Here is a 26,163-nt window from a genome sequence, read left to right as displayed (position 1 = left end):
TGTTAGTCGCTCACTTTTAAATTTCAGGTGCCCGACAGGGTGAAACGGGAAGTTGGTGTGAGGCCAACGCTGCCCCCGCAACGGTAACTGTGATGCGTTGTGTAGACCACTGGCTATTGTGCTGGGAAGGTACAACGTGAAAAACAGCAGCCCGGAGACCGGCCTGAATATAACAACATAGGACGAAGTACGGAGGGTGCTTCTGCATACACATGATATTTAAAGGGAAACACAACCATTTGCTGGCTGCAGCCGTTGCCGCAGCATTGTCATCCGCACCGTTTACGAGTATCGCAGATGATGGCACTGAGCGTTTGATCGTCACTGGCAGCCGAATGCCTGTTGATAGTAACCAGATCATTGCTCAGGTAGCTGTTATCGAGCGTGCTGAAATTGCCGCCATGCAAGCCAAATCAATCGGCGATGTGTTGGCTCCGATTGCTGGTATTGAGATCGCACAACTAGGCGGAGCGGGGCAGCAGCAAAGTATCTTTAGCCGTGGCACCAATTCCAACCACACTTTGATTTTGGTTGACGGTGTCCGTGTTGGCTCAGCCACCCTTGGTTACAAAGAGTTGTCGACGATTCCGGTTCAGCAGATCGAGCGGATTGAGGTACTTAAAGGGCCAAGAGCGGCGCTTTGGGGCTCAGAAGCGCTGGGTGGCGTTGTTCATATTTACACCCGTCGGCTCGAAGGTGGTCAATACCAGCTATCGGCGCAAACCGGCTCCGATTCATACAAAAGCCTCGATGGCGCCGTTGGCGTTGGCTATCAAAAGGGAAGCTCAACCATTGCGCTGAGTTATGAAGACAGTGATGGTTTTGATGTTCGCGATGATGGCGAAGATGACGATGATGGTTACGACCGTTGGTCAGCGGCATTGCGCGGCGACTATGCGTTAAATCAGACGGTGACTTTCGATTGGGTGGCGCAGCTTGATGATGGTAGCCTCGATTACGACAGTTTTGGTGTTGATAATCGCCAGGACTACCGCAACCACTTACTGATGCTCAACACCAGATATCAGCAAGGCGCGCTGGAGAGTGAACTAACCGTGTCACAAAGCCGCGATAGCCAAATTAGCTTTATTGATTACTTCGATTATTTCACCGGCGATCTGGTTGAAGACAAATCTAGTTTCGAAACCCGCCGCACTCAACTGAGTAGTGTCAATCGTTATGCCGTAACGCCAGAGTGGACCATTACTGGCGGCGGCGATTGGTATCGCGACGAAGTCAAAGCAACCAATGATTTTACCGTTGATGAGCGCGATACATGGGCGCTATTTGGCCATGCAGCATATGACAACCAGCGCTGGTTAGCAGAAGCAGCATTGCGTTACGATGATGTTGAAAAAGTCGACTCGGAGGTGACTTACAACGCCAGCTTTGGTTATCGCTTTGCGCCTCAGTTCACTGTTGGTGTAGCAGCCGGACATGCCTTCAAGGCGCCAACCTTTAACGATTTGTATTATCCCGAATCCTTTGGTTTTGCCGGCAACCCCGACTTAAAACCGGAAACGTCAGATAGCTACGAATTGTTAGTACGGGCACACGTTGCCGGCATTGGTGTTGATGCCAGCCTATATCGCACTGACGTTGATGATCTGATCGATGGTTATGTCTGTGATGAAAACTGGAACTGCGCGCCTCAAAACGTCGACAGTGCCACCATCAAGGGCGGTGAAGTTACCGCTACTGCAGCTTGGTTTGGCATTGATCATCAACTGGCTCTGTCTTACATGGACGCCACCGATGATAGTACCGGCAGTCAGTTAAACCGCCGCCCTCATAAAACTGCTGGCTACCAAGCCAATGTTAGTTGGCGGCAGCTCGATGTTTTATTGGCTTATGACTATGTTGGCGAGCGTAATGATGCGGGCGTGCGCTTAAAGGACTATCAAACAGTCGATTTGGCGGTAAGCTATCACATTAATAAATCGTGGGTTGTGCGAGCTAAGGCTGATAACGTCTTTGATGAGAATTATCGCTCTGCCGTGGGCTATAACATACCGGGTGCGCAATATTTTATCTCGGTGGAATTTGCCAATAACTAAACCTTAAACAACTCAGTTGATAAAAAAGCCGCTATTTCAAGCGGCTTTTTTTTGACCAATTGAGATCTTCTTCACAATTGAATAATGAGTTTTTAACAGGAATAGGGAACATCGATCCGTGTCGCAGATTTGATTTCGCTGTGATTATAAATTGGCCGCCGAACACATCGCCTAGCACCATTGTGCTATGTCTCCTCGAAGGATGCCGACATGAAAGTAGTTTCTGCCCTTATTATCAGCCTGCTGGCATTGGTCAACGCGCCTGCTGTTGCAGGTCAGCATATTGATCCTCAGAAGTTGGTAGGTATTTGGGGTAGCTCTGATGATGGTGGCGAAACATTTTGGGGTTATGATCAGTACTTTACTGACGGCAGCACTCGGTCTTGGGGCACGGTGCCGCAAACCAACATTCGTTATGAAATCGAAGCCTTCTATAACGTGAAACAAAAGTTTGACGTCAGCAACTGCTTAACCGTGACTAATTCGAGCCATCCTGAGTTAATGCCAGTCGGCAGCTCATGGTGTGATGAAATCATCGAAGTGAACGACGACCAATTGACTTACCGCAACACCGACGGTTCGCTAGTCACGCTTTACCGTCAACATCAACTCGCTAAGCGATAATCAGACCAGATTCAGATAGAAAAGCCAGCGCTTCCAAGTGCTGGCTTTTTTTGTGTTTGCGATTCGAACAGATTGGTATTTCGTGATGAATCGGTCATTAAAATCTTAACAATCACTCACGTCTTGGCGTATAACCATTTCTTAGCCTAGCGTTGAGAAGGAAACTCGAATGAGGCAACACGGTAGCTATGAATTGGAACGCCACGATCGAACGATTATCGTGCGCTTCTCTGGGGCATGGAATCGCGAAACGGCTGAATGTATGTGTAAAGCGTTTAATTCTGCAACAACTACAAACCGCTTTACCCACTACCGAATCACGTTTCTTTGAAACCGAATCCGATGCGCTAGCATGGCTCAACGAGAAGGGATTTTACGGCGAATAAACTGAAACTGATAACTGCGCTTAGTCTTTCGTTTTAAATCATGAGTTAGTTGCGACTGCAAACAAAAATGCCACCCGAAGGTGGCATTTTGATCCGTGCGCGAATGGTTATTGCGCAGGCCGAGTCATAGGAGCAGAGGATTGATTGCTGGCGTTATGACTGCCGCGATTAACCAGCTCTCCAGTCACTTCTTGACCGAAACGCTTGCTCAGTTGAGCAGTGTCAAATGGTGTCGCATCGGCAAATGAAGGTTTTGTCATCGGCGCATTGGTAGCGCGCTCAAAATAGTGGCCAGTTTTGCTCACTGTGATCACCTCTGTTTGCTCAGTGGCTGCTGCTTCAACTGTAGCAGTGACAACAGGCTCTGCGGCTAGCTCAGGTGCAGCTTGCGCTACTGGCTCTGCAATTTCAGCATCGGCCTTGGTTTCTACTTGCGCAGGTTGCTCTGATGCAGATTTCGGCTCATCCGCAACAACCACTGCAGGCTCAACTACCGCTGGTTCTGCTGGCTCGGCTTTCGGCGTAGCTTCTGGCGCGATATCAAGCTCTTGCTGCACCGGTGCCTGTGGCTTCTGTTGCTCCGCTACTTGAGGCTCTTGCTCATCAGTCATTGCAACTGGGGCTTCTGGCGCAGATGCATCAGTTTGCTTCGCTGCAAGTGCTGCTTCGATCGCTTTGCGAGTTGCATCTTTCGCTTGCTCATCGGCTTCAACGGTCGGCGCTGCGACCTTCTCGTCCGTAGCGATTGTCGCTTCGGCTGCTTCAGGCTTGCTCGCTTGCTCGTCTTCGGCAGGATAGCGCGCATCAATTTCAGTCTCTGCGACCTGTTGCTGTTGCGCCTGCTGTGGCTTGCGACGACGCTGACGACGAGGGCGACTTGGTTTGCTCTCGCTGGTCGGTGCTTCAGCGTTTGCTGGCTGTGCTGGTTCTGCGACAACTTCTGGCGCTGGTGCTTTGGCGGCTGGCGTTTCACCTTGCTGTAAGCGGACCTTTTTCTGCAAGTCGCGACGCTGACGGCGCGCTTTTACTTGCTTCTGCTTAGGCGTTTCTTGCGCTTCGCTGCTGCTTTCCTCGGCATTGACTGGCGTAGCTTTAGCGTCACCGGTCGCCTCTTTGCGGCGGTTGCGATTTCGGCCGCGTCCGCGCTTATTGTCTGCCTTTGGCTGCTGAGCCTGCTCTTTATCTTGCTCTTTACCGTCGTTAGCGTTGGCTTCTTTATTACCTTGCTTGTTCTTTTGTGGACGACGGCGATTGCGATTGCGGTCATCGCGGTTGTTACGTCGACCGCGATTACGATCATTACCACCTTTGCGGTTGTCTTTGCTCTTTTTCGGTTGCTCTTCTTCGCCACCAAAAATGGATGCAATAAACGCCAGCAAACGCGCAACCAAACCTTGAGGTTGCTCTTTTTTCGGTGCTGCTTTTTTCGTTGCTGGTTTTGCTGCTTTCAGTGGTGAAGGCGCAACTTCTGTTGGCGCGACCATGCCTGAAAGAGCAGGTTGCTCGCGTTTTTCGACGGCAGATTCACCACGCAGCTGGCTGGCCATTTCATCGAGCTCTGGCGCTTTTACTAAGTTGTAGCTGGCGTCAGTAATTTCTTCATTTTGACGCAAGCGCTGAACATCATAATGTGGCGTGTCCATGTGAGGATTTGGAATGATCACCACAGAGACTTTATTGCGCTTCTCAATTTGACGAATCGCTGGGCGCTTTTCGTTCAGCAAGAAGGTGCCGACACTCACTGGTACCTGGGCCTGAATTTGCGATGAATTGTCTTTCAGCGCTTCTTCTTCGATTAAACGAAGCACTGACAGTGCCAGTGACTCGTCGCCACGGATGTGGCCGCTACCTGAACAGCGCGGGCAAACATGATGCGTTTGCTCACCCAGTGAGGCGCGTAGTCGCTGACGTGACATTTCCATCAAACCAAAACGGCTGATACGGCCAATTTGAACCCGAGCACGGTCAGCGCGAACAGCTTCGCGAAGGCGGTTTTCCACTTCACGCTGATGGCGCGCAGGGGTCATATCGATAAAGTCGATGACGATCAGGCCACCAACGTCACGCAAGCGCAATTGGCGGGCAATTTCGTCAGCCGCTTCGAGGTTGGTTTGAAAAGCGGTTTCTTCGATATCGGTGCCTTTGGTTGCGCGCGCCGAGTTAATATCGATAGAGGTTAATGCTTCGGTCGGATCGATCACGATTGAGCCGCCTGACGGCAAGCTTACTTCGCGGCGGAATGCCGATTCGATCTGACTTTCAATCTGGTAGTGCGAAAACAGTGGTACTTCGCCCTGATATTTCTTCACTCGATTAGCGAAGTCTGGACGCACCGTTTTGACGTGCTCTAATGCTTTACCGAATAACGCATCGTTGTCGATGAGGATTTCGCCGACATCGCGACGCAAATAGTCACGAATGGCTCGAACAATAACGTCACTTTCCTGATGGATCAGCAATGGCGAAGGGCGCTCGTCAGCGACTTGCTTGATTTGTCCCCAGTGGGTTAGCAAGGTTTGCAAATCGTAAGCGAGTTCTTCGGCAGACTTACCAACGCCGGCGGTACGAACAATCAGGCCCATGCCTTTGGGCAATTCGAGTTGACTCAGCGCTTCTTTCAGTTCGGTACGCTCATCACCTTCAATACGGCGAGAAATACCACCCGCACGCGGGTTGTTTGGCATCAGTACCAAATAGCTACCAGCAAGACTAATAAAGGTGGTGAGTGCGGCACCTTTATTACCCCGCTCTTCTTTATCGACTTGAATGATTAACTCTTGGCCTTCGCGAACCACATCTTTGATGTTGGGACGACCTTGGAAGGAGTAACCTTCCGGGAAGTATTCACGAGCAATTTCTTTCATCGGCAAGAAGCCGTGACGCTCGGCGCCATAATCAACAAAAGCTGCTTCGAGACTTGGCTCGATGCGAGTGATTTTACCTTTGTAAATATTGGCTTTTTTCTGGTCCTGACCGGCGCCTTCGATATCTAGATCGTACAGGCGTTGGCCATCAACTAAAGCAACCCGGATTTCTTCCTGCTGGGTTGCATTGATTAGCATACGTTTCATAAATGACTAAATCTCTTAATATTTTAGCCACAGCAAAACGTGCACGTAAGAAACGTGTTCAGGGCCTAGCCCCGTGTCCAATCTCGACAACCTCACGGTTGGAACGATGCTTGGGGGCGTGCGAGAGGCAACTAAATTTTATTCTAATTGTGGTGTAGCAACTAAAGGCTACACGGCAAATCAGCTGCTGCGCAGCTGCAAAAAATTTCTCAGAACTCGTCTATTACGCCATGTTCTGGTGGCGTTCATTTCTTTATTAAATCGTTATTTTGTCGGGCGTTACGGTGTCATTGAGACGCTTTGGCAGAGTCCAGCATGACTCGGTCTCGTGTATAAATTGCACCGTCGGCCGACACAACTGCTTGTGTCAGAGGCAGTTTCAGCGGCTCATTGTCGGTGATAAACCTGTGGATAGCAACCTAAAATCAATTCAGCAGATCACCATTCGGTGTTAAACTTGCGCGCCTATGACAGATACCATTACAACAAAAGTTGCATTTGTGACCATCAGTGCCGATATGGCCGGTCAGCGCATTGACAACTTTTTAATTACCCAGTTAAAAGGCGCACCAAAAAGCTTGGTCTATCGAATCGTTCGCAAGGGCGAGGTTCGGGTCAACAAAAAGCGCTGCAAACCCGATTATAAGCTGCAACCTGATGACATCGTTCGCATCCCGCCGGTGCGGCTGGCAGAGCGTCCTGATCCTGTGCCTTCTTCAAAACTCAACAAAGTAAAAGATTTGGAGAAGCACATTATGTTTGAGGACGACAACCTTATTGTCCTCAATAAACCCTCGGGGCTAGCAGTGCATGGCGGCAGCGGCTTGTCCTTTGGCGCAATTGAGGCGCTTCGAGCATTGCGCCCAGATGCTCGTTTTCTCGAATTAGTGCACCGTCTTGACCGCGACACCTCTGGTTGTCTATTGGTTGCCAAAAAACGCAGTACCTTGCGCGAACTGCACCGTATGCTGCGCGATAAAGAAGTCGAAAAGTATTACTGGTGTTTAGTAAAAGGTCATTGGCCGGCGCGGCGCAACAAGGTCAATGCACCATTAATGAAAAACACGCTGAAATCTGGCGAGCGGATGGTTCGAGTCGACGACCAAGGTAAGGCAGCGCTGACCCGCTATAAGGTTGAGCAGCGCTTCGCCAAAGCAACCTTGGTTGAAGCGTTTCCGGTAACCGGTCGGACCCACCAGATCCGCGTTCATTGCCAAGCTGCAGGCCACCCGATTGCTGCGGACAGCAAATATGGTGACCGCGAATTTTCCGCACAAATGACCGATGTTGGTGTTAATCGTCTATTTTTACATGCCATTCGGTTGCGCTTTAAACATCCGAATACTGGCAAACTCATGGAAATCAATGCGCCATTGGAGCCGGGCCTGAAAAAGGTGTTGCGGCAATTAAGTGACAAATAACATCGCAGAGTGGGCGCCAAGCGGCGAAATATCGAGCAATTGGCTCGCTATTGGTGGTTTTTTCAGGTGCCTTACTTTTTCCGCTGCGGTATGATGCCGCCGGCTAACTAATTCAATGCAACAAAAGAAGTACATGTCTGAAACTCTTTCTGCCATTGATTGGCAACAATCGATTGCGCAAGCTCAAGCCCTGACCGCCGGTGAATCCAACCTGGTCGCTAATTTGGCGAACCTGAGTGCGTTGGTTAACGAGTTAATGGATGACATTAATTGGTGTGGTTTTTACATCGTTGAACAAGATGAACTTGTATTAGGGCCATTTCAAGGCAAAACTGCTTGCATACGCATTGCCAAAGGCAAGGGCGTGTGCGGCACAGCGATGGCAACCGGCGAGACCCAGCGGGTCGCTGATGTACATGCATTTGCTGGTCATATTGCCTGTGATGCGGCAAGCGAATCGGAAATTGTCGTGCCAGTTGTGGTCGATGGTACGGTGTTAGCCGTGTTGGACATTGATAGTCCAAGTTTGAATCGATTTAGTGAAGTGGAGCAAAACGGTCTTGAGCAATTAGTCGCTCAAGTTGTAGCGCCATTGTTTAAACGCGCAGTGGCGCAAAAGTAAAGGTTAAACGTATTAATGGAACAACAGCCCAAACTGACAGAAAATCGCGAAATCATCGCGTTTTTGGCTGAGACATATCCCCAGTGCTTTGTTACCGAAGGTGACGCGAAACCACTTAAAATCGGGATTTTTCAGGATCTAGTTGAGGCATTAGCTGACAACGAACGTATAAGTAATACGCGCTTGCGTCAGGCAATTCGCCACTATACTTCTAGCATGCGTTATTTGTCGTCAGTTAAAGCGAAAGCATTGCGCGTCAATCTAGACGGCAGCACCGGTGATGCGGTGACCGAAGAGCACGAGTCATACGCTCAGGAGCGCTTGGTCGAAATCAAAGCTCGCATTGCCGAACGTAAGAAAAAAGCAGCAGAAGCCAGAAAGGCCAAGGCGAAAGACAAAGATCAGGAGCAAGGCCGTAAAGCTCGGGCGGCTAAGCCAAAGCGGAGCAGCAAACCGCGAACTGATAAGCCAAAATCGCCAGCTAAGGCAACTGCGCCGGCTAAACCGTTAGCACAGAGTGAACTCCATGTTGGGAAGTCGGTCCAAATACTGGTAGGGTCAAATCCAGTTCAGGCGACTATCTCAGAAGTACTCAAAGAGAGCGTTCGTGTTACGCTGGCATCTGGAATGGCCATTGAAGTAGCAAATGACCGAGTCATTGCCGCTGAATAAGCGATGCTAACTCGGTGCTGAAAAATTTCACAAGAGGGTATTGAATGAAGTTTTGGCAACATATGTGTGCTGCTCTGGTGTTAACACCAGCGGTAGCTTTTTCTGCAGCTCAGGTTGAAACGCAAACTTACACCGTTGACGATCTGCCACAATTGCAACAGGAAAAGCAGCACAAAAACGCTGCCATTCGAGTCACTGATGTCTTTACCCAATCTCATTATCACCCCATTGAGTTGAATGATGAGTTTTCGGTAAAAATATTTGATCGATACTTCGATACCCTTGATTACAACCGTCAGGTTTTTATTCAATCCGACATCGACCAATTCGCCGCTTACAAGACTAAGTTTGATGATTACCTCAAACGCGGCCGTTTGGATGTTCCTTACGAAATCTACCAGCTCAATCTAAAGCGCCGCTTTGAGCGACTTAATTATGCCTTGAGCCTGTTGGACAAGGACTTCGATTTCACCAAGGATGAGTCGCTCGCTTACGATCGTAATGAGCTGCCATGGCCGACCACAACGGCTGAGCTAGATGCCATCTGGCGTCTGCAAGTAAAGGCCGATGCGCTGAATCTGGTGTTGTCCGGCAAAACTCAAGAAGAAGCTCGCGAATTGCTCACCAAGCGTTACACCTATGGTTTGAAGCGCTTGACCCAAACCAATAGCGAAGATGTTTTTCAATTATTGATGAATTCCTTCGCTCGCTCAATTGAGCCGCACACCAGCTACTTATCGCCACGCAACGCCGAGCGTTTCAAGCAAGACATTAATTTGTCGCTCGAAGGCATCGGCGCAGTATTGCAATCTGACTTTGATTACACCGTAATTCGACGCTTAGTAGCAGGAGGGCCTGCAGCATCTTCCGGTCAGCTCAAGCCTGATGACAAAATAATTGGCGTTGGGCAGGAAGATGAAGACATTGTCAATATCGTTGGCTGGCGTCTGGATGAAGTCGTTGAACTGATTAAAGGCCCGAAAGGCACCAAAGTATTTTTAGAGGTCGTGCCGGTCAAAGGCGGCGTTGATGGTGAAGCCAAAATCGTCACCATTACCCGCGACAAAATTCGTCTTGAAGACCAAGCCGCGAAAACTGAAATCAAGCGCCCAGAAACTGGCCCATATGCTGGCAGAGCGGTAGCCGTGATTGATATTCCAAGCTTCTACAACGGCTTGAGCGATGACGTCCGCAAGCAGTTACAAGAAATTGCGCTCGAAGACTTGGATGCAGTTATTGTTGATTTGCGCGGCAATGGTGGTGGTTCTCTGCCTGAAGCCATTTCCTTAACAGGGTTGTTCATTGAGCGTGGGCCAGTGGTTCAGCGTCGCAACATGATTGGTGAAGTGACGGTTGATTCAGACCGTGATCCGCGCACTCAATATGCCGGTCCGATGGTGGTGATGGTCGATCGCTACAGTGCGTCGGCTTCTGAAATCTTCGCCGCAGCGCTGCAAGATTATGGACGTGCATTAATTGTCGGTGAGCAGACCTTTGGTAAAGGTACGGTGCAAAACCACCGCAGCCTGAATCGTCGCTTTGATTTGTTCCAAAACCCACTGGGTGATATCCAGTTCACCACTGCGAAGTTCTATCGAATTAACGGTGGCTCAACCCAGAACAAGGGTGTGATCCCTGATATTAAGTTCCCGCAGGAGATTGATCCGAGCGAATATGGCGAAAGCCAAGAAGACAACGCGCTGCCTTGGGATCGCATCGGTACTGCTAACTTCCTCCGCATTGATGAAGTGAAACCGTGGATTGAAGGGGTAAACAGTCGTCATGTGCAACGCATTGAGACCAACCCTGAGTTCGGTTACATTTTTGAAGACATAGCTCGTTACCAGAAAGAAAAAGAAGACAAACAAGTTTCTCTAAATAAAGAGAAACGTTTGAAAGAACGAGAAGAGCGCAAGGCGCGCCTGCTGGCGCGAGAAAATGAACGCCGAGCGCGTGAGGGTAAAGAGCCATTGGCATCCACCGAGCAGTACGATGATTTGGAAGATGATGATCGTGCAGGGCCAGAGGATGCCGTGTTAGATGAAACCATCGCCATTGCATTTGATTTGGTCGATGCGCCCAACTTAGCGAGAAACAAATAGTTCCAATATGGGTTGCTGATCCAAGCAGCCCATTTCTTATTCCTTTTCTAAATGCCAGTTGCGATACGTAACACCGGAATCTCTCATGACAGCCAAAGCGAAACTGCTCAGCGACTACCGTTCGCCAGAATTTACCATTGATCAAATCGATTTGACCATTGAGCTTGAACCACAAGCCACTCGCGTTACCAGTGTGATGCAGGTGCGCCGACAGGGCCGGCATAACAACCCATTGGTCCTCGAAGGTGAACAATTACAACTGCAATCGGTAGCGATTGATGGTCGGATGTTGGACGCCACTGGCTACAGTCAAACCGACACGCACTTGACCATCGCCGAAGTGGGCGATGCGTTTGAGTTGAACATTGTGGTGATGATTAACCCACAAGCCAATACTTCGCTGGAAGGCTTGTATTTGTCCGATGGCGCATTTTGTACCCAGTGTGAAGCCGAAGGCTTTCGCAAGATCACCTATTACCTCGACCGGCCAGATGTACTCGCTCGCTTTACTACCACCATCATTGGCGATGCGAGCCAGTTTCCGTTCATGCTCAGCAATGGTAACCAAGTTGCAAAGCAGCAACTTGATGACGGTCGCACGGCGGTGACTTGGCAAGACCCGTTTCCCAAACCTTGTTATTTATTTGCCTTAGTGGCGGGTGACTTTGATTTGTTAGAAGATAGTTTTCAAACCATGAGTGGTCGTCATGTCACGCTGCAATTGTTTGTCGACAAGGGAAATTTAGATCGGGCCGACTACGCCATGGCGTCATTGAAAAATGCCATGGCTTGGGATGAACAAGTCTATGGCTTGGAATATGACTTGGACATCTACATGGTGGTTGCGGTTGATTTCTTCAACATGGGCGCCATGGAAAACAAAGGTCTTAACGTTTTCAATAGCAAATACGTGCTGGCGAATGCGCGCTCTGCCACAGACCAAGATTTCAACGGCATTGAATCGGTTATCGGCCACGAGTATTTCCACAATTGGACCGGCAACCGAGTCACCTGTAGAGACTGGTTCCAACTTTCTTTAAAAGAAGGTTTAACTGTGTTTCGCGATCAGTGCTTTAGCGAAGACATGACCGGATCGGCGGTCAACCGAATTGATGATGTGGCGATTATTCGCAGTCATCAATTTGCCGAAGACGCCGGCCCGATGGCTCACCCGATCCGTCCGCAATCTGTTATTGAAATGAATAACTTCTATACCGTTACGGTTTATAACAAGGGTGCCGAAGTGATCCGGATGATGCACACCTTGCTGGGCGCCGATGGTTTCCGCCGCGGGATGGACTTGTACTTTGAGCGCCATGATGGTCAGGCTGTGACTTGCGATGATTTTGTTCAGGCCATGGAAGATGCCAATGCATTTGATTTGTCGCGTTTTCGCACTTGGTACCAGCAAGCGGGGACGCCGGAGGTTTCGGTAACCGATCACTACAATGCCGAAACCCAAACTTACACCCTGAATTTTAGCCAGCAGACTCCTGCCACTGCTGATCAGAGCGACAAGACCGCTACCCACATTCCACTTCGGATTGGCCTCTATGATGACACTGGTGCTGCGATTCCATTAAACACCGAAGCCAAGCTGACAGATGGCAATGTCTATAGTTTGCTGACTGAGTCTGCCAGCGTCACTTTCGACCATGTTAAAACGGCGCCAACGCCAGCTTTACTAAAAGGGTTTTCAGCGCCAATTAAGCTCAACTACCAATATTCGGATGTGCAATTGCTTACCTTGGCCCAGCATTGTGAAGATGGCTTTACCCGCTGGGATGCAATCCAGAGCCTGCTTGCTCGCTATATTTGGCAGATTGCCGATGGTGAAACATCGACGTTACCGCAAAATATCATCGATGGCGTACTGGCTATTGCTAGTGATGGCGAGATAGAGGCGGCATTGAAAGCGCGGTTGTTACAACTGCCAACGGTCAATGGCTTGGTTAACCAGCGCCAGCAGATTGATATTCATCCATTGCTTAACGCCCTTGATGTTATCCGTGAGCAATTAGCATCAGCACTTTATGATTGTTGCTTGGCCTTGTACCAGCAGTTGCAGCAGCCAGACTATCAACTTGATGCAGAATCTATTGCCAAACGAAGTTTGTCGGCCAGTTGCCTTGGCTGGATTGCTGCCGCTAATCCGCCAGCAGCCGATCAGCTCTGTGTCGCGCTGTATAACAACAGCGATAATATGACAGAGCAGCTTAATGCGCTGACCATTGCCAATCGGTTTGATTTGGCCAGCCGCAACAGCTTGATGGATCAATTTGAGCAGCGTTGGCAAGATGATGGCTTGGTGATGGATAAGTGGCTCAATCTGCAAGGTTGCTGGAATAGTGAACAGTGCTTTGGCAATTTAGCCAAGGTTGAGGGTAAGCCTTTCTTCAAATTGACTAACCCAAATCGCGCACGTTCATTAATTGCTGGTTTCAGCGCCATGAACTATCGCTATTTCCATGCTCAAGATGGCTCGGGTTACCAATGGTTGGCTGAAAAAATCCAAAATTTAAACAGCATAAATCCGCAAATTGCTGCACGTTTGATCAATCCGTTGACTCAGTGGCGCAAATTTACAGCGCCGCAGGCTGATCAAATGAAAGCTCAGTTGGAACAAATTTATCAGCTCAGTGATTTGTCCAAAGATCTTCAGGAAATTGTTGGTAAAAGCCTTGGGCATTGATTATCAAATATACGTTGATGTCTCCTATCATGAGTTGCAAGCCCTGTATAACGGGGCTGCACAGCGTGTCGTGGTCCGAGAAAAGGGCGGCAAAACTATTTCGCTAGCGGCCGTCCATTTCAAACCTTTTCTCACCCACGCTGGCATTCGAGGTTGGTTTTTGCTGAAAACAGCGGCTGACGGGAAATTTATTTCTTTGCGCCGCTTACAAGATTAGAGTAATTACTTCAAACGTTTAGTTTAAACTGCCGATTCGAACAGCTACCTCGATGCAACATTAAAGCAACGTTAAAACATACAGTTAGCGTCAATTTCATCCTCCGGAAATATTAGAGTTAAAACTTAAAGTTGCTTGTACTGGCTAATATTTGTGCGCTAAATCCCAAAATTTTTAAAGTAAAACAGCAGGTTGCGAGATCTGGGTCACTTGCGGAATAGCGGCTTTACTGCAATGATTTAGCTCAATTGCAGCACTCCACTAGTGACGTATTTACGTCAACAATCAAAATAAATCGCTGCAACCAACTGGGGAGAAAACAAACCATGGCGTCCAGTCGTCGATTTCGCGTACACCCTCTGGCTGTAGCAGTTACAACTGCATGTTTGGTATCACTCAATGCACCGGTACAAGCCGTGTCGTTTAATTGGGGTGATATTGAAGGCACCTTCGATTCCACTTGGTCTTATGGCCAAAGCTGGCGTTTAGAAGATCGCAATATGGACTTAATCGGTAAATCGAACCAACCAGCGTTCGATTGGACCGGTTACAATCCGGCGTTAAACCGCAAGTACACTTCATCTGACATCTTTGCTTACCCCAAAGGCGGTTATTCCACTAACGGTGATAATGGCAACTTGTCATTCGATTCTGGCGAAAGCTTTTCTAAAGTGTTTAAAGGATTACACGAGTTAGAACTTCGCTATGAAAACATGGGGATCTTTGTTCGGGGCATGTATTTTTATGATTTTGCCTTAAACGACGATGATTCAGCTTGGACCAACCCAACCAGCGGCAATCGTTTTGATCCGTGTGAAGATAGCAAGGCATCTGACTACTCCTGTAAAGATATTCGTTTGCTCGATTACTTCTTCTATGCAGATTTCGATTTAGCTGACGGCGAAATCCCGGTGTCATTCAAAATCGGTGATCAGGTCATCTCCTGGGGGGAGAGCACCTTTATTCCGCACGGTATTAATGTGGTTAACGCCATTGATGTTGCCCGCTTATTAACGCCCGGTGCAGAACTAAAAGAGGCGCTGATCCCGCAGGGCATGGCGTGGGTATCCGTTGGCCTGACTGAAAACTTGTCCCTTGAAGCCTATTATCAGTATGAGTGGGAGTCGTTCCGTTTACCGACTCCAGGGACCTATTTCGCGACCAATGACTTTACCGGCAAAGGCGGTTATCTCAACACGGTGCAATTGGGTTTTACCGCTAACCCTGATCAAGATCTGGCATTCCTGTTGGATCGTTTAAACAATATTGATGACGAATACATGGCGGTGGCCGGTGCTGACTTAGCAACGTTGTTGCAGTCATTGGCGCAGTTGGAGCCAGGCTCTCCTGCGTGGACCGAGCTGTATTCGGCATTAGCGGGAATTTACATTGCATCGCCAGGTACTCAGGCTTTGGTCCTGCCAGAAAACGAGCCTGATGACGGCGGCCAATATGGTATTAAGGTGAGCTACTACTCGCCTGAGTTAGGCGATACTGAGTTCGGCTTTTATTACATGAACTACCACAGCCGCCGACCATTGATCAGCGGTTATGCTTCTGATTTTACCCCCGCGGCGATCATCAGCGACTTAACCAAAATTGCCAGCAGCAATATGGACCGCCATAGCGTCAACGAGCTTGATGCCTTTACTGCTGGTTTCCTCGATTATCCTGAAGATTTGAAGCTCTACGGCATCGCATTTAATACGCCGGTTGGCGATACCACGATTTCTGGTGAAATTGCTTATCGCCCTGACGAACCACTGCAAATTGATGACGTTGAGATCTTATTTGCGACCATGCCAGAGCAATTGGCGGCCGTCGGTTTGCGCCCAGAATTAGAGGGCATCTCGCAACTCGAGCCGTTGGCTCCGGGGCAATTCCAGCGCGGTTATATTGAGCGCGATACCACGCAGATGCAGTTTACCGCGGTTCATTTGTTTGGCCCGCAATTGGGTTCCGATAATTTGACCGTACTCGGTGAAGTTGGCGGTATCTGGATTGACGACATGCCTGGCTTCGATGAGCTTCGTTTAAATGGCCCCGGTACTAACCGTAGCGGCGGTATTCCAGGCAAAGAAGGCATTGAAATCGCGCTGCACAATGGCCCTGAGAGCAATCCATTCCCTGATGATTTTTCATGGGGCTATCGACTGCTGGCTAAGTTGGATTACAACAATGCTTTTTGGGGCGTGAACGTGTCACCACGGGTAGTCTTTGCCCACGATGTCAACGGCATTACCCCAGATCCAATTTCGCTGTTTGTCGAAGATCGGAAATCGATCGGGGCAGGGGTGTCGTTTGACTACCTACAGCGCTGGTCTGCTGGTATCAATTACAACGCCTACTGGGGCGGTCAAGGCACCACAAATCTATTAGAAGACCGCGACTTTATTAGCTTTAACGTTAAGTATTCAATTTAATCCGAGGCGCTGAATCACTATGAACGTAAAATACTTAATTTCATCTGTGGCGCTGGCCTTGTCCGTCTCTGGCGCAAGTTACGCCGCAGTTTCACCGGAACAAGCGGCACAGCTGGGTAAATCGCTAACGCCACTTGGTGCCGAAATGGGCGCCAATGCCGATGGTTCTATTCCTGCGTGGAATGGCGGTATTACAACACCACCTGCTGGCTATTCGGTGGGTGATCATCATCCCGATCCGTTTGCCAGCGATACCGTCCAATATACCGTGACATCGGCTAATGTTGGTGAGTACGCCGATTTGTTAACGGATGGGCAAAAAGCCCTGTTCGCGACTTATCCCGATACTTTCAAAATGAATGTGTACCCGACTCAACGCTCGGCGTCAGTACCGCAATATATTTATGACGGAACACTGGCCAACGCGACCCGTGCCGAGTTGATCGATGGTGGTAACGGCATTGTCGGTGCCGGTGCTGGTATCCCGTTCCCGATCCCACAAAATGGTTTGGAAGCGATTTGGAACCACATTTTTCGCTTTCGCGGCGTCGATGTGACCCGTTTTGCGGGTCAGGCTGCACCGATGCCATCGGGTAGCTACACCTATATCCAATTCCGTGAAGCGATTAAGTTTTTGTCTTCTGGCGAAGACATTACCCCTGAGAAGCTGACCGAAACCAACATGGTGTTCATGTTCAAACAAGCAGTGACGCAGCCAGCGAGTTTGGCCGGTACCGCGCTGCTAGTACACGAGACCATGGACCAAGTAAAACAACCACGTAATGCTTGGACCTTCAACGCCAGTACGCGCCGCCCACGCCGTGCGCCTACAGTGGCCTATGATCACCCGGGTACTGCTGCAGACGGTTTGCGCACCACCGATGACTACGACATGTATAACGGTTCACCAAACCGCTATGAGTGGACTTTGGTTGGCAAGCAAGAGCTGTTGATCCCGTACAACACCTATCAACTGCACAGCGACAAACTCACCAATGACGACATTCTGATGCCAGGCCATATCAATCCTGATTTGGTGCGTTATGAGAAGCACCGCGTTTGGGTTGTCGAGGCCAATCTAAAGTCTGGAATTAGTCATATTTACAAGACGCGTCGCTTCTATATTGACGAAGATTCTTGGCAAATTGCCGTTGCCGATTTGTACGACAGTCGCGATCAACTCTACCGAGTTGCCATGTCGCACGCGCTAAATTACTACGAAGTCCCAACGCTGTGGTCTACGCTTGAGGTATTCCATGATTTGCAAGCCCGCCGCTATATTGCGATTGGTTTGGACAATCAGGAAAAAATGTATGACTTCCAAACGCCGTTAAGTGAAAAAGACTTCACCTCTCGAGCGTTAGTGAAAGAAGCCAAACGTTAATAAAAACTTCCGTTAAAGGCCTCCGAAGGAGGCTTTTAACGTTTCACATTTAAAGAGTTTTCATGAAGCAACTTGTTTGTAGAGCTGTCTTTCTGGCTGCTTGCATTTTCTCTTTTTCTTCTCTCGCTGAAACTCATTCAGCGGATGCTGCCAAGTCGGCACTTGTTCTCGATATTATTGCTACCGATTCGGGCTTAGCTGCGGTCGGCGAGCGCGGCCACCTGTTGTTAATGCAAGACAAGCAATGGCAACTTGAGCAAAGCCCAGTGTTAGCGACCCTCACTCGGGTTGTCCAGCAGGGCAATTGGTTGTGGGCAGTGGGGCATGATGGCGTCATCATCCGGCAAACCGATTCCGGTTGGCAATTGGTGCGACAAGACATCGAAGGTGAGCAGCCGCTGATGGACATTCTGTTCATCAACGATAGTGAAGCCATTGCCATTGGCGCTTATGGCGAGTTTCTTCGCAGTGTCGATGGTGGCCAGAGCTGGAACGATGAACTGCATGATGGCTTATTGTATGAAGAAGATCGCGAATATTTAGCCGATTTAAAACTCGAAGCCTCGCAGGAGGATTACCAATATGAGCTGTCGACCATGTTGCCGCATCTTAATCGCGTATTGGTTATCGGCGATGGACAATTGTTGATGGTTGGGGAATTAGGTTTGGTCGCATTAAGTGCCGACAATGGTAAAACTTGGCAGCGCATTGATGCTGGCTATGAAGGGTCTTTTTTTGCCGCGATAGAAATCATGGTTGATGGCGCACAGCGGCTGGTTATTGGCGGCTTGCGCGGTAACGTATTTTATTCTGATGATGGCGGTTTGACTTGGAACGAGTCGGACACCGATAGCACGGCAACGGTCAATGGCTTTGTCGCAACAAAGAATAATGAGCTAATGGCCTTAGCAAGCAATGGCCAAGTGTTAATTAGTACAGATGGTGGTGTTAGTTTTGCCCGTCGCACCTTGCAACAAGGCGAAACCGCTGTCGCAGCGGCGCTTTACAATGGCACCATCTATATTGCTGGCGATCGCGGTATTCGCCAGCTCGATTGGTAGGGGCGCAGCAGTATGATGATCACTCCGTTTATTGATGCCCTCGAGCGCATTGTTTTTCGTAACCGTGGCGCAGTTATTACGTTATTTGTGATGCTTACCGTTGGGCTGTTGTTCAGTGCCACTCAACTGCGCATGGATGCTGCGTTCACTAAAAACATTCCGCTTGCCCATCCGTACATGAAGACGTACGTCAAGCATCAGAAGGATTTTGCTGGGGCCAACTCGGTGATGGTGACGGTTTCCGCTAAAAATGGCGACATGTTCACCGAAGAGTTTTTCAAAGTGCTGCGTCAAGTTCATGACCAGCTCTATTTTATTCCTGGCGTTAGCCGCGCTTCAGTGCAATCGCTATTTAGTCCGGGAACTCGCTTCACCGAAGTCGTCGAAGACGGTTTTTCCGGTGGTCCGGTGGTACCGGCCGATTTTCAACCCAACGCCCGAGGGTTGGAGCAGGTTCGCGCCAATATTGGTAAAGCCGGTATTGTTGGTCGGCTGGTTGCGAATAACTACAACTCGGCCATGGTGCGGGCTAATTTGCAGGAATTTAATCCTGACACCGGTGAAAAACTCGACACCTTGGCGCTGGCCAAGCAACTTGAGCAGGACATTCGCAAGCAATTTGAGACGGATGATATTTCGATAGAAATCATCGGTTTTTCAAAAATGATTGGTGATGTTGCCGAGGGGGCAAAATCAGTCGTACTGTTTTTTGCCATTGCTTTGGTGATCACCGCCATTATGGTGTACTTCTTTAGTCACTCCGTATTGCTCACCTTGCTACCGCTCGCCTGTTCCATCATGGCTGTGATCTGGCAACTCGGTGCATTACCGTTGTTGGGTTTTGGTATTGATCCAATGTCGGTGCTGGTGCCGTTCTTGGTGTTTGCTATTGGCGTCTCTCACGGTGTCCAGATGATCAACGCCATGGGCGCATCGGTTGCTCGTGGGATGAATAGTAAGACCGCCGCTCAGCTTAGTTTTCGCCGCTTACTGCTGCCTGGCGGTATCGCCTTACTGTCCGATACCATCGGCTTTTTAACGATTTTAAGTATCGATATTGGCATTATCAGAGAGCTGGCTATTACTGCCAGCGTTGGTGTTGCGGTCATTATCCTAACGAACTTGTTCCTGCTGCCGGTGTTGCTTAGTTATGTTCGCTTCAACGACAAAACCGTGACCAAGCTTTCTACGCCATCACCAATTGCATTGAAGCTTTGGGATGCCATTGCCGTTTGTAGTTGCTTGAACAAACGGGTGCCACTGGTTGTGTTAGCGGTGTCCGTGGGCTTGTTTGCACTGGGCTATTGGCAAGCAGGCAATATGCGTATTGGCTCATTTAAACCTGGGGCGCCAGCGCTTCATGCCGATTCCCGTTATAACCTCGATACTGCGTTTATTACCGACAATTACGCCATTACGACCGATGTGATGACGATTATTGTTGAGACCGATGATCAGGCGTGCGCTAACTATGAGGTGATGTCGGCAATTGATAATTTCCAGTGGCAATTACAGCAGGTCGAAGGCGTTCAGTCTGCCATTTCGTTGGCATCAGTGGCCAAGCTCTATAATGCGGCGTTTAACGAAGGCAATCCAAAGTGGCGTATTTTGCCGCGCAGCGACGCCGGTTTAGTGCAGGCAATTTCGCAAATTTCGACCAGTACCGGGCTATTAAACGCTGGCTGTAGCGTGATGCCTGTGTATTTGTTCTTAACCGATCACACCGCCGAAACAATCCAACGTGTGGTTGCTGCAGTGAAAGTTGCTGAAGACAAATACAGCGCTGATAACATTGCGTTCAAGCTGGCTAGCGGGCCGGTTGGAGTGATGGCAGCAACCAATGAAGCTGTGGCCGAAGCGCAACTACCGATGATGTTGTACGTCTATGGTGCGGTGATTTTATTGTGCTTATTGAGCTTCCGTTCGGTGAAAGCAACGGCTGCGGTGGTATTGCCGCTCTATTTGGTATCGACCTTAGCGCAAGGTCTAATGACCCAACTCGGCATTGGTTTAACCGTGTCGACCTTACCGGTCATCGCCCTCGGCGTCGGTATTGGTGTCGATTACGGTATTTATATCTTGTCGACGATGAGTGAACAAATCCGCCAAGGCGTTGCCATTGATAAAGCTTATCGACATGCTTTAGCAGAGCGGGGCAGTGCGGTGTTGTTTACCGGTATTACGTTAGCCGTTGGCGTCTCGACCTGGTTCTTCTCGCCATTGAAGTATCAAGTTGATATGGGTGTGTTGTTGACCTTTATGTTTGTCGTCAACATGCTCGCCGCCATTGTGGTATTGCCGGCATTAGCGGCAATTTTCTGGCGCAATAATGAGCAACGAGAGACACCGTAAGCGTCAGCTTTCACCCGTTCACCGAATATTTGCTGGCAGCGTCACATAAGCTGTCAGCAAAAGCTGACAAATTGCCTATTTCGTTCCTGAATTCAATCTGTTAATTCTTTTGTTGTGACTCGCTAAATTTTCCTCCGGTGCATACACTGGGGGCGCAACTGGTCATCAACAAAGAGCGAACCATAACGCTCGTGACAACAGGTTATTCAATTATGTCAAAACCTAGCCCTGGCTCATCCACCGTGCTATTGCAGCGCGTTGAGCAACTTATTGAGTCAAATCTGGCAGAAAATTCCGAAACCGTTGCGCAACTAGCGCGCGTCATGTACAGCCATGTTGGTATGGCTGACTTGGTCAATCGAAGCGACGGTGATTTATATGGCGCCATTTTGAGTCTCTGGCAATTTGCCACGGACTATGACGGCGGCGACGCCAAAATTCATATCTACAACCCCAAGCTGGAGCAACACGGTTGGTTGTCGAATCACACGGTGATCGAAATTGTCGTTCGCGACATGCCGTTTTTAGTCGACTCGGTGCGAATGGCGTTGACCCGCCTTGGCATCACTTCGCACTTGACGCTCCACTCGCCAGTCTCGATCACCCGTAATGACCAAGGCGAGCTGCTTGCCATTGATGCCACGGAGGAAACTGGCCAATTCGAGACCCTTTTTCACATTGAAATTGATCGGCAGGGCACAGCAAAAGCGCGACAAGCTTTGGAACACGAATTGCGCGAGTCACTCAACGAAGTATCGGCGGCTGTTGATGACTGGAGCGCAATGAAACAACGGCTCGCCGAGGCTATCTCTGAAGTCGAATCACGTGAGTATCCCGATGCGGTGATGCCCCGCGAAGAAGTCGTTGATTATCTCAATTGGGTGCAGCACGACAATTTCACCCTTTTGGGCTATCACCAGACCGATATTGTGGCGGTTGAGGGCGACCATGAGGTGCGCCTTGTTGAAGGCTCACAACTGGGTATTTTCAAGCTTCATGACATTCCCCAGCAAATGCGCCTGAGTGAAATGATCCGCAGTGGTCAGGACGCCGCATTATCCGGCGACGTGCTAGTGCTGACCAAAGGTAATCAAAAGAGTAAGGTGCATCGGCCAGCATTTGCCGACTACATCGGCATTAAACGGTTTAATGAGGCTGGTCAGGTTATCGGCGAGCATCGGTTTATTGGTCTGTATTCGTCGTCGCTTTATAACAACAGTGCCCAACATGTGCCAATGCTCAATAAAAAGCTTGGCCGCATTATGGCGCAGTCTCGCTTAATGAAAGGCTCCCATGCCTATAAAGCATTGCTTAATCTGATCGAAACCTATCCGCGCGATGAACTGATTCAGGCGTCGGAAAAAGATTTGCTAACTGCAGCAATGGGCGTGCTGCAAATGCAAGAGCGCGATATGACGCGTGTATTCGTGCGTCGCGAAGTGTTTGGTCGCTACTACTCGTGCATGGTTTATGTCACCAAGGAGCGCTACAACACACAATTGCGACGACACACTCAGGCCATCTTAAAAGCCCACTTCAATAGCAGTGAGCCGGTTGAATTTACGACATTTTTCTCAGAGTCAGAATTGGCTCGTACCCATTACATTGTTCGAGTGGATGACCAACAGGAAGTCGATGTGAATCAGATTGAGCAGAACCTCATTGAAGCTGCACGTTCTTGGGATGACCGTTTAGCTGATGCCTTAACGAAAAAATTTGGCGACAACAAAGGTCGTAAGCTGGTTGCTAAATATCAGCATGCTTTTGTTCCCAGTTACAAAGAGCAAGTGCTGCCCAATGCGGCGTTGGTCGATATTGACAAGATTGAGCAATTAACGGGTGATGATCAGCTCGGTATGTTGTTCTACCAAGCTCAAGAAGAAACCGATAGTAACGCGGTTAAACTCAAGCTATTTCACCGCGATCAACCGATTCCGCTATCGGATGTATTACCCGTGTTGGAAAACCTAGGCTTGAAAGTGATCGGTGAGCGACCTTATGAAGTTCGCGATAGCGAAGGCTCGACAAGCTGGATCCTTGAGTTCGCCATGACCTATTTGGGCGAAGCGGAGCTTGATATTGTCGCTAGCCAACAGCGCTTTCAACAGGCGCTGGCTGGTATTTGGCAAGGACACTATGAAAACGATGGTTTTAACCGCTTAGTGCTGGCAGCCGATTTGTCGGCGCGTCAGGTCTCCATGCTGCGGGCGTACAGTAAATACATGCGCCAAATCGGTAGCACTTTTTCACAGCAGTATATTGAAAGCGCGTTGAACAAATACGCCAGTATCGCCAAACAATTGGTTGCCTTGTTTGAAAGTCGCTTTGCGCCGGATTTTGCAGGTGATCGCCAAGTTGTTGCTGGGGAGCAGACCAAGGCGATTGAAGCGGCCTTGGACTCGGTCTCAAATCTTGATGATGACCGCATTATTCGCCGGTATTGGTCGTTGATTGAAGCCACCATCAGAACCAATTTCTATCAAGTCGAAAACGGTTCAGCCAAATCCTATTGCTCATTCAAATTATTGCCGGCCAAGATTCCGGAAATGCCCAAGCCGCTGCCGGCCTATGAGATATTCGTGTATTCGCCACGGGTTGAGGGCGTTCACCTGCGAGGCGGTAAAGTAGCGCGCGGTGGTTTACGTTGGTCTGATCGACGGGAAGACTTCCGCACTGAAGTGCTTGGTTTGGTCAAAGCACAACAAGTCAAAAATACCGTCATCGTCCCAGTTGGTGCTAAAGGCGGCTTCGTTTGTAAGCAACTGACCGATGATATGACTCGGGATGAGTTTCTGGCTGAAGGACAAGCCTGTTATCGCTTGTTTATTCGTGGTTTACTCGATATTACCGACAATGTTGTACAAGGTGAGTTGATCGCGCCTAAAAATGTCGTACGCCATGACGGTGACGACTCCTATCTGGTGGTGGCCGCAGATAAAGGCACCGCGACCTTCTCTGATATTGCCAATGGTATCGCTGAAGAATATGGTTTTTGGCTGGGGGATGCTTTTGCCTCGGGCGGTAGCCAAGGCTATGACCACAAGAAAATGGGGATCACCGCCAAAGGCGCTTGGGAATCGGTGAAACGCCACTTCCGTGAGTTAGGCATTGATTGCCAAACCGAGCAATTCACCGCTATCGGTGTGGGTGATATGGCTGGCGATGTGTTCGGTAACGGGATGCTGCTATCGCCGCAAACGCGCTTGGTCGCAGCATTTAACCATATGCACATTTTTATCGATCCTGAGCCCGATGCCGCGAGCAGCTATGCCGAGCGTCAGCGGTTATTTGATTTGCCCCGTTCTAGCTGGGAAGACTATCAAACTGAGTTGCTTTCTGAGGGTGGCGCAATCTATTCGCGGGCAGCGAAATCAATCACTATTTCTGAGCAGGCGAAAGTCGCGCTTGATACTCGCCAATCGACGTTCACACCTACCGAGCTCATCCAAACCATTTTAAAAGCGCCGGTCGACCTAATGTGGAATGGCGGTATTGGTACCTATTTCAAAAGCAAACAAGAAAGCCATACCGATGTTGGCGATAGGGCCAATGATAGTTTGCGCATTAACGGCGCCGAGATCCGCGCCAAAGTGGTTGGCGAGGGTGGCAACTTAGGTGCGACGCAATTGGGTCGGATCGAGTTCGCTCGAGCCGGCGGTCGTATTAACACCGACTTTATCGACAATGTTGGTGGCGTCGATTGCTCGGACAATGAAGTAAACATCAAGATCCTGCTGAATCAAATAGAGCAGCAGGGCGAGTTGACTCGAAAGCAGCGTAATCAACTACTGTTGGAAATGACTGATGAGGTGTCGACCTTAGTCCTTGATGATTGCTACCAGCAAACTCAAAGCATTAGTGTGACCGAGTTTCGCGGTGCCGAGCTACTCAAAGAGCAGGTGCGCTTGATCCACGATTTGGAGCGCCAAGGTGTGCTTGACCGTGCGTTGGAATTTTTGCCAAGCGATGATGAAATCAGCAACCGCCAAGCGATGGGACAAGGCTTAACTCGGCCAGAGTTATCAGTGCTCATTTCGTATGACAAGATGCGCTTAAAAGAGCAGTTGAATAACGACGAAATCACCCTCGACACATTCCATAGCAAAGCCATGGTGAGTTCGTTCCCGGTGCGATTACAAGAAAAATACAGCAAGCAAATGGCCGAGCATCCGTTGCGCTCCGAGATCATCGCAACGCAATTAGCCAATCAGATGGTCAATGACATGGGGCTCAACTTCGTCAACCGAATGAAAGACGAGACGGGTGCCGAAGTGATCGACATTGCGTCTTGCTACACCATTGCCCGTGAGATCTTTGGTGCCACTGAATTGCGCCAAGCGGTACAAGCACTCGACAATAAAGTTGATGCTGAAGTCCAGTTTGAGTGCTTTGTTGAATTGCGCCGGATCTTGCGTCATGCCTGCCGCTGGTTCTTGCGCCACCGCAATCGGGCCATGTCGATTAAAGACACCATTACTTTTTATGCGCCTGCTTTTGAAGCCGTTCGCAATCATATGTCATTGAGTTTGGTGGAGGGTGAATGGCAAGAGCTCGTCGACAAACAGCAGGAATACATGGAGCAGGGCCTACCAGATGCCTTGGCTGCCGATTTTGCGCAACTGAGCACCTTGTATTCGACCTTGGATATTGCCCAAGTGGCAGAGCTACAAAGCCGGCCAATTGAATTGATCTCCGATATCTATTTTAAGTTGGGGGCCAAGCTTGAATTGCATTGGTTCCTCAACCAGATCAACTCGCAGCCGGTTGCCAACCACTGGCAAGCGTTGGCCAGAGCGTCGTTCCGAGAAGAACTGGATTGGCAGCAGCGGGCATTAACATTGGCGGTGAATCGTTATTGTCAGGATGGCTGCAATGCCGATGACATGGTCGAGCGTTGGTATCAGGAGCACCGCCATACGGTGACACGCTGGCAACAAATGCTGACCGAGTTTAAAACAGCCAAAGGCCATGAATATGCCAAATTCTCCGTGGCCTTAAGAGAGTTGATGCTGTTAAGCCATACCAGTGATCCGTTACAATAAACGCCATTCGACTAGTTCCGGCCGGTCTGCTTGCGCA

At 49.4% G+C, this 26,163-nt stretch carries 14 protein-coding genes and 1 riboswitch; of the genes, 13 read left to right on the top strand and 1 reads right to left on the bottom strand.

Annotated features, from left to right (window positions below):
• The first annotated feature begins 8 nt into the window (after window positions 1–8).
• Window positions 9–181, top strand: a riboswitch (cobalamin riboswitch).
• Window positions 182–212: 31 nt separating this feature from the next.
• Together IC617_RS09610 and IC617_RS09605 are read left to right on the top strand one after the other, a co-directional pair.
• Complete coding sequence (locus IC617_RS09610) at window positions 213–2,057, top strand: TonB-dependent receptor domain-containing protein (protein ID WP_191144783.1); 1,845 nt, start codon at window positions 213–215, stop codon at window positions 2,055–2,057.
• A 210-nt stretch (window positions 2,058–2,267) separates the two neighbouring features.
• Window positions 2,268–2,681 carry a hypothetical protein gene (locus tag IC617_RS09605; protein ID WP_191144782.1) on the top strand — a complete coding sequence of 138 codons (414 nt, stop codon included), beginning with the start codon at window positions 2,268–2,270 and terminating at the stop codon, window positions 2,679–2,681.
• Window positions 2,682–3,174: 493 nt separating this feature from the next.
• Here the strand turns inward: IC617_RS09605 and rne are convergent, their stop codons facing one another.
• Complete coding sequence (gene rne / locus IC617_RS09600; protein ID WP_191144781.1) at window positions 3,175–6,138, bottom strand: ribonuclease E; 2,964 nt, start codon at window positions 6,136–6,138, stop codon at window positions 3,175–3,177.
• Between the two features lie 467 nt (window positions 6,139–6,605).
• Here rne and rluC point away from each other — a divergent pair, with 467 nt between their 5' ends.
• The 11 genes from rluC (at window position 6,606) to IC617_RS09545 (ending at window position 26,126) form a co-directional block, all read left to right on the top strand.
• Window positions 6,606–7,559, top strand: a complete 954-nt coding sequence (gene rluC / locus IC617_RS09595; protein ID WP_191144780.1) for a 23S rRNA pseudouridine(955/2504/2580) synthase RluC — start codon at window positions 6,606–6,608, stop codon at window positions 7,557–7,559.
• Between the two features lie 133 nt (window positions 7,560–7,692).
• On the top strand, window positions 7,693–8,181 hold the full coding sequence (locus IC617_RS09590; protein WP_191144779.1) for a free L-methionine (R)-S-oxide reductase MsrC: 489 nt from the start codon (window positions 7,693–7,695) through the stop codon (window positions 8,179–8,181).
• Window positions 8,182–8,196: 15 nt separating this feature from the next.
• A complete protein-coding gene (gene proQ / locus IC617_RS09585) occupies window positions 8,197–8,853 on the top strand; it encodes an RNA chaperone ProQ (RefSeq protein ID WP_191144778.1) in 657 nt (218 codons plus the stop codon).
• 44 nt (window positions 8,854–8,897) lie between these two features.
• Window positions 8,898–10,955: a carboxy terminal-processing peptidase gene (gene prc, locus IC617_RS09580; RefSeq protein WP_224745902.1), complete on the top strand. Its 2,058-nt coding sequence runs from the start codon at window positions 8,898–8,900 to the stop codon at window positions 10,953–10,955.
• 85 nt (window positions 10,956–11,040) lie between these two features.
• Window positions 11,041–13,647 (top strand): aminopeptidase N, encoded by a 2,607-nt coding sequence (pepN, locus tag IC617_RS09575; RefSeq protein WP_191144777.1) that lies wholly within the window; start codon window positions 11,041–11,043, stop codon window positions 13,645–13,647.
• Window positions 13,637–13,864 (top strand): DUF2835 family protein, encoded by a 228-nt coding sequence (locus IC617_RS09570; RefSeq protein ID WP_224745901.1) that lies wholly within the window; start codon window positions 13,637–13,639, stop codon window positions 13,862–13,864. The genes pepN and IC617_RS09570 overlap by 11 nt, the downstream gene beginning before the upstream one ends.
• Window positions 13,865–14,190: 326 nt before the next feature.
• Window positions 14,191–16,287, top strand: coding sequence for a DUF1302 domain-containing protein (locus IC617_RS09565; RefSeq protein WP_191144776.1), 2,097 nt, complete (start codon window positions 14,191–14,193; stop codon window positions 16,285–16,287).
• Between the two features lie 19 nt (window positions 16,288–16,306).
• On the top strand, window positions 16,307–17,671 hold the full coding sequence (locus IC617_RS09560) for a DUF1329 domain-containing protein (protein WP_191144775.1): 1,365 nt from the start codon (window positions 16,307–16,309) through the stop codon (window positions 17,669–17,671).
• A gap of 62 nt (window positions 17,672–17,733) precedes the next feature.
• Window positions 17,734–18,732: a WD40/YVTN/BNR-like repeat-containing protein gene (locus tag IC617_RS09555; protein WP_191144774.1), complete on the top strand. Its 999-nt coding sequence runs from the start codon at window positions 17,734–17,736 to the stop codon at window positions 18,730–18,732.
• 15 nt (window positions 18,733–18,747) lie between these two features.
• On the top strand, window positions 18,748–21,084 hold the full coding sequence (locus IC617_RS09550; RefSeq protein ID WP_191144810.1) for an efflux RND transporter permease subunit: 2,337 nt from the start codon (window positions 18,748–18,750) through the stop codon (window positions 21,082–21,084).
• 212 nt (window positions 21,085–21,296) lie between these two features.
• A complete protein-coding gene (locus tag IC617_RS09545; RefSeq protein ID WP_191144773.1) occupies window positions 21,297–26,126 on the top strand; it encodes an NAD-glutamate dehydrogenase in 4,830 nt (1,609 codons plus the stop codon).
• Window positions 26,127–26,163 lie beyond the last annotated feature (37 nt).

Origin of the sequence: Neiella litorisoli (assembly GCF_014773395.1) — a bacterium.
Taxonomy (GTDB): domain Bacteria; phylum Pseudomonadota; class Gammaproteobacteria; order Enterobacterales; family Neiellaceae; genus Neiella; species Neiella litorisoli.
This window is presented reverse-complemented; position numbering and strand designations above follow the sequence as displayed.

Excerpts from the sequence above, each read along its gene's own strand:
- IC617_RS09610 (WP_191144783.1), top strand. The coding sequence starts at position 213 with ATGATATTTAAAGGGAAACACAACCATTTGCTGGCTGCAGCCGTTGCC.
- IC617_RS09605 (WP_191144782.1), top strand. The coding sequence starts at position 2,268 with ATGAAAGTAGTTTCTGCCCTTATTATCAGCCTGCTGGCATTGGTCAAC.
- rne (WP_191144781.1), bottom strand. The coding sequence starts at position 6,138 with ATGAAACGTATGCTAATCAATGCAACCCAGCAGGAAGAAATCCGGGTT.
- rluC (WP_191144780.1), top strand. The coding sequence starts at position 6,606 with ATGACAGATACCATTACAACAAAAGTTGCATTTGTGACCATCAGTGCC.
- IC617_RS09590 (WP_191144779.1), top strand. The coding sequence starts at position 7,693 with ATGTCTGAAACTCTTTCTGCCATTGATTGGCAACAATCGATTGCGCAA.
- proQ (WP_191144778.1), top strand. The coding sequence starts at position 8,197 with ATGGAACAACAGCCCAAACTGACAGAAAATCGCGAAATCATCGCGTTT.
- prc (WP_224745902.1), top strand. The coding sequence starts at position 8,898 with ATGAAGTTTTGGCAACATATGTGTGCTGCTCTGGTGTTAACACCAGCG.
- pepN (WP_191144777.1), top strand. The coding sequence starts at position 11,041 with ATGACAGCCAAAGCGAAACTGCTCAGCGACTACCGTTCGCCAGAATTT.
- IC617_RS09565 (WP_191144776.1), top strand. The coding sequence starts at position 14,191 with ATGGCGTCCAGTCGTCGATTTCGCGTACACCCTCTGGCTGTAGCAGTT.
- IC617_RS09560 (WP_191144775.1), top strand. The coding sequence starts at position 16,307 with ATGAACGTAAAATACTTAATTTCATCTGTGGCGCTGGCCTTGTCCGTC.
- IC617_RS09555 (WP_191144774.1), top strand. The coding sequence starts at position 17,734 with ATGAAGCAACTTGTTTGTAGAGCTGTCTTTCTGGCTGCTTGCATTTTC.
- IC617_RS09550 (WP_191144810.1), top strand. The coding sequence starts at position 18,748 with ATGATCACTCCGTTTATTGATGCCCTCGAGCGCATTGTTTTTCGTAAC.
- IC617_RS09545 (WP_191144773.1), top strand. The coding sequence starts at position 21,297 with ATGTCAAAACCTAGCCCTGGCTCATCCACCGTGCTATTGCAGCGCGTT.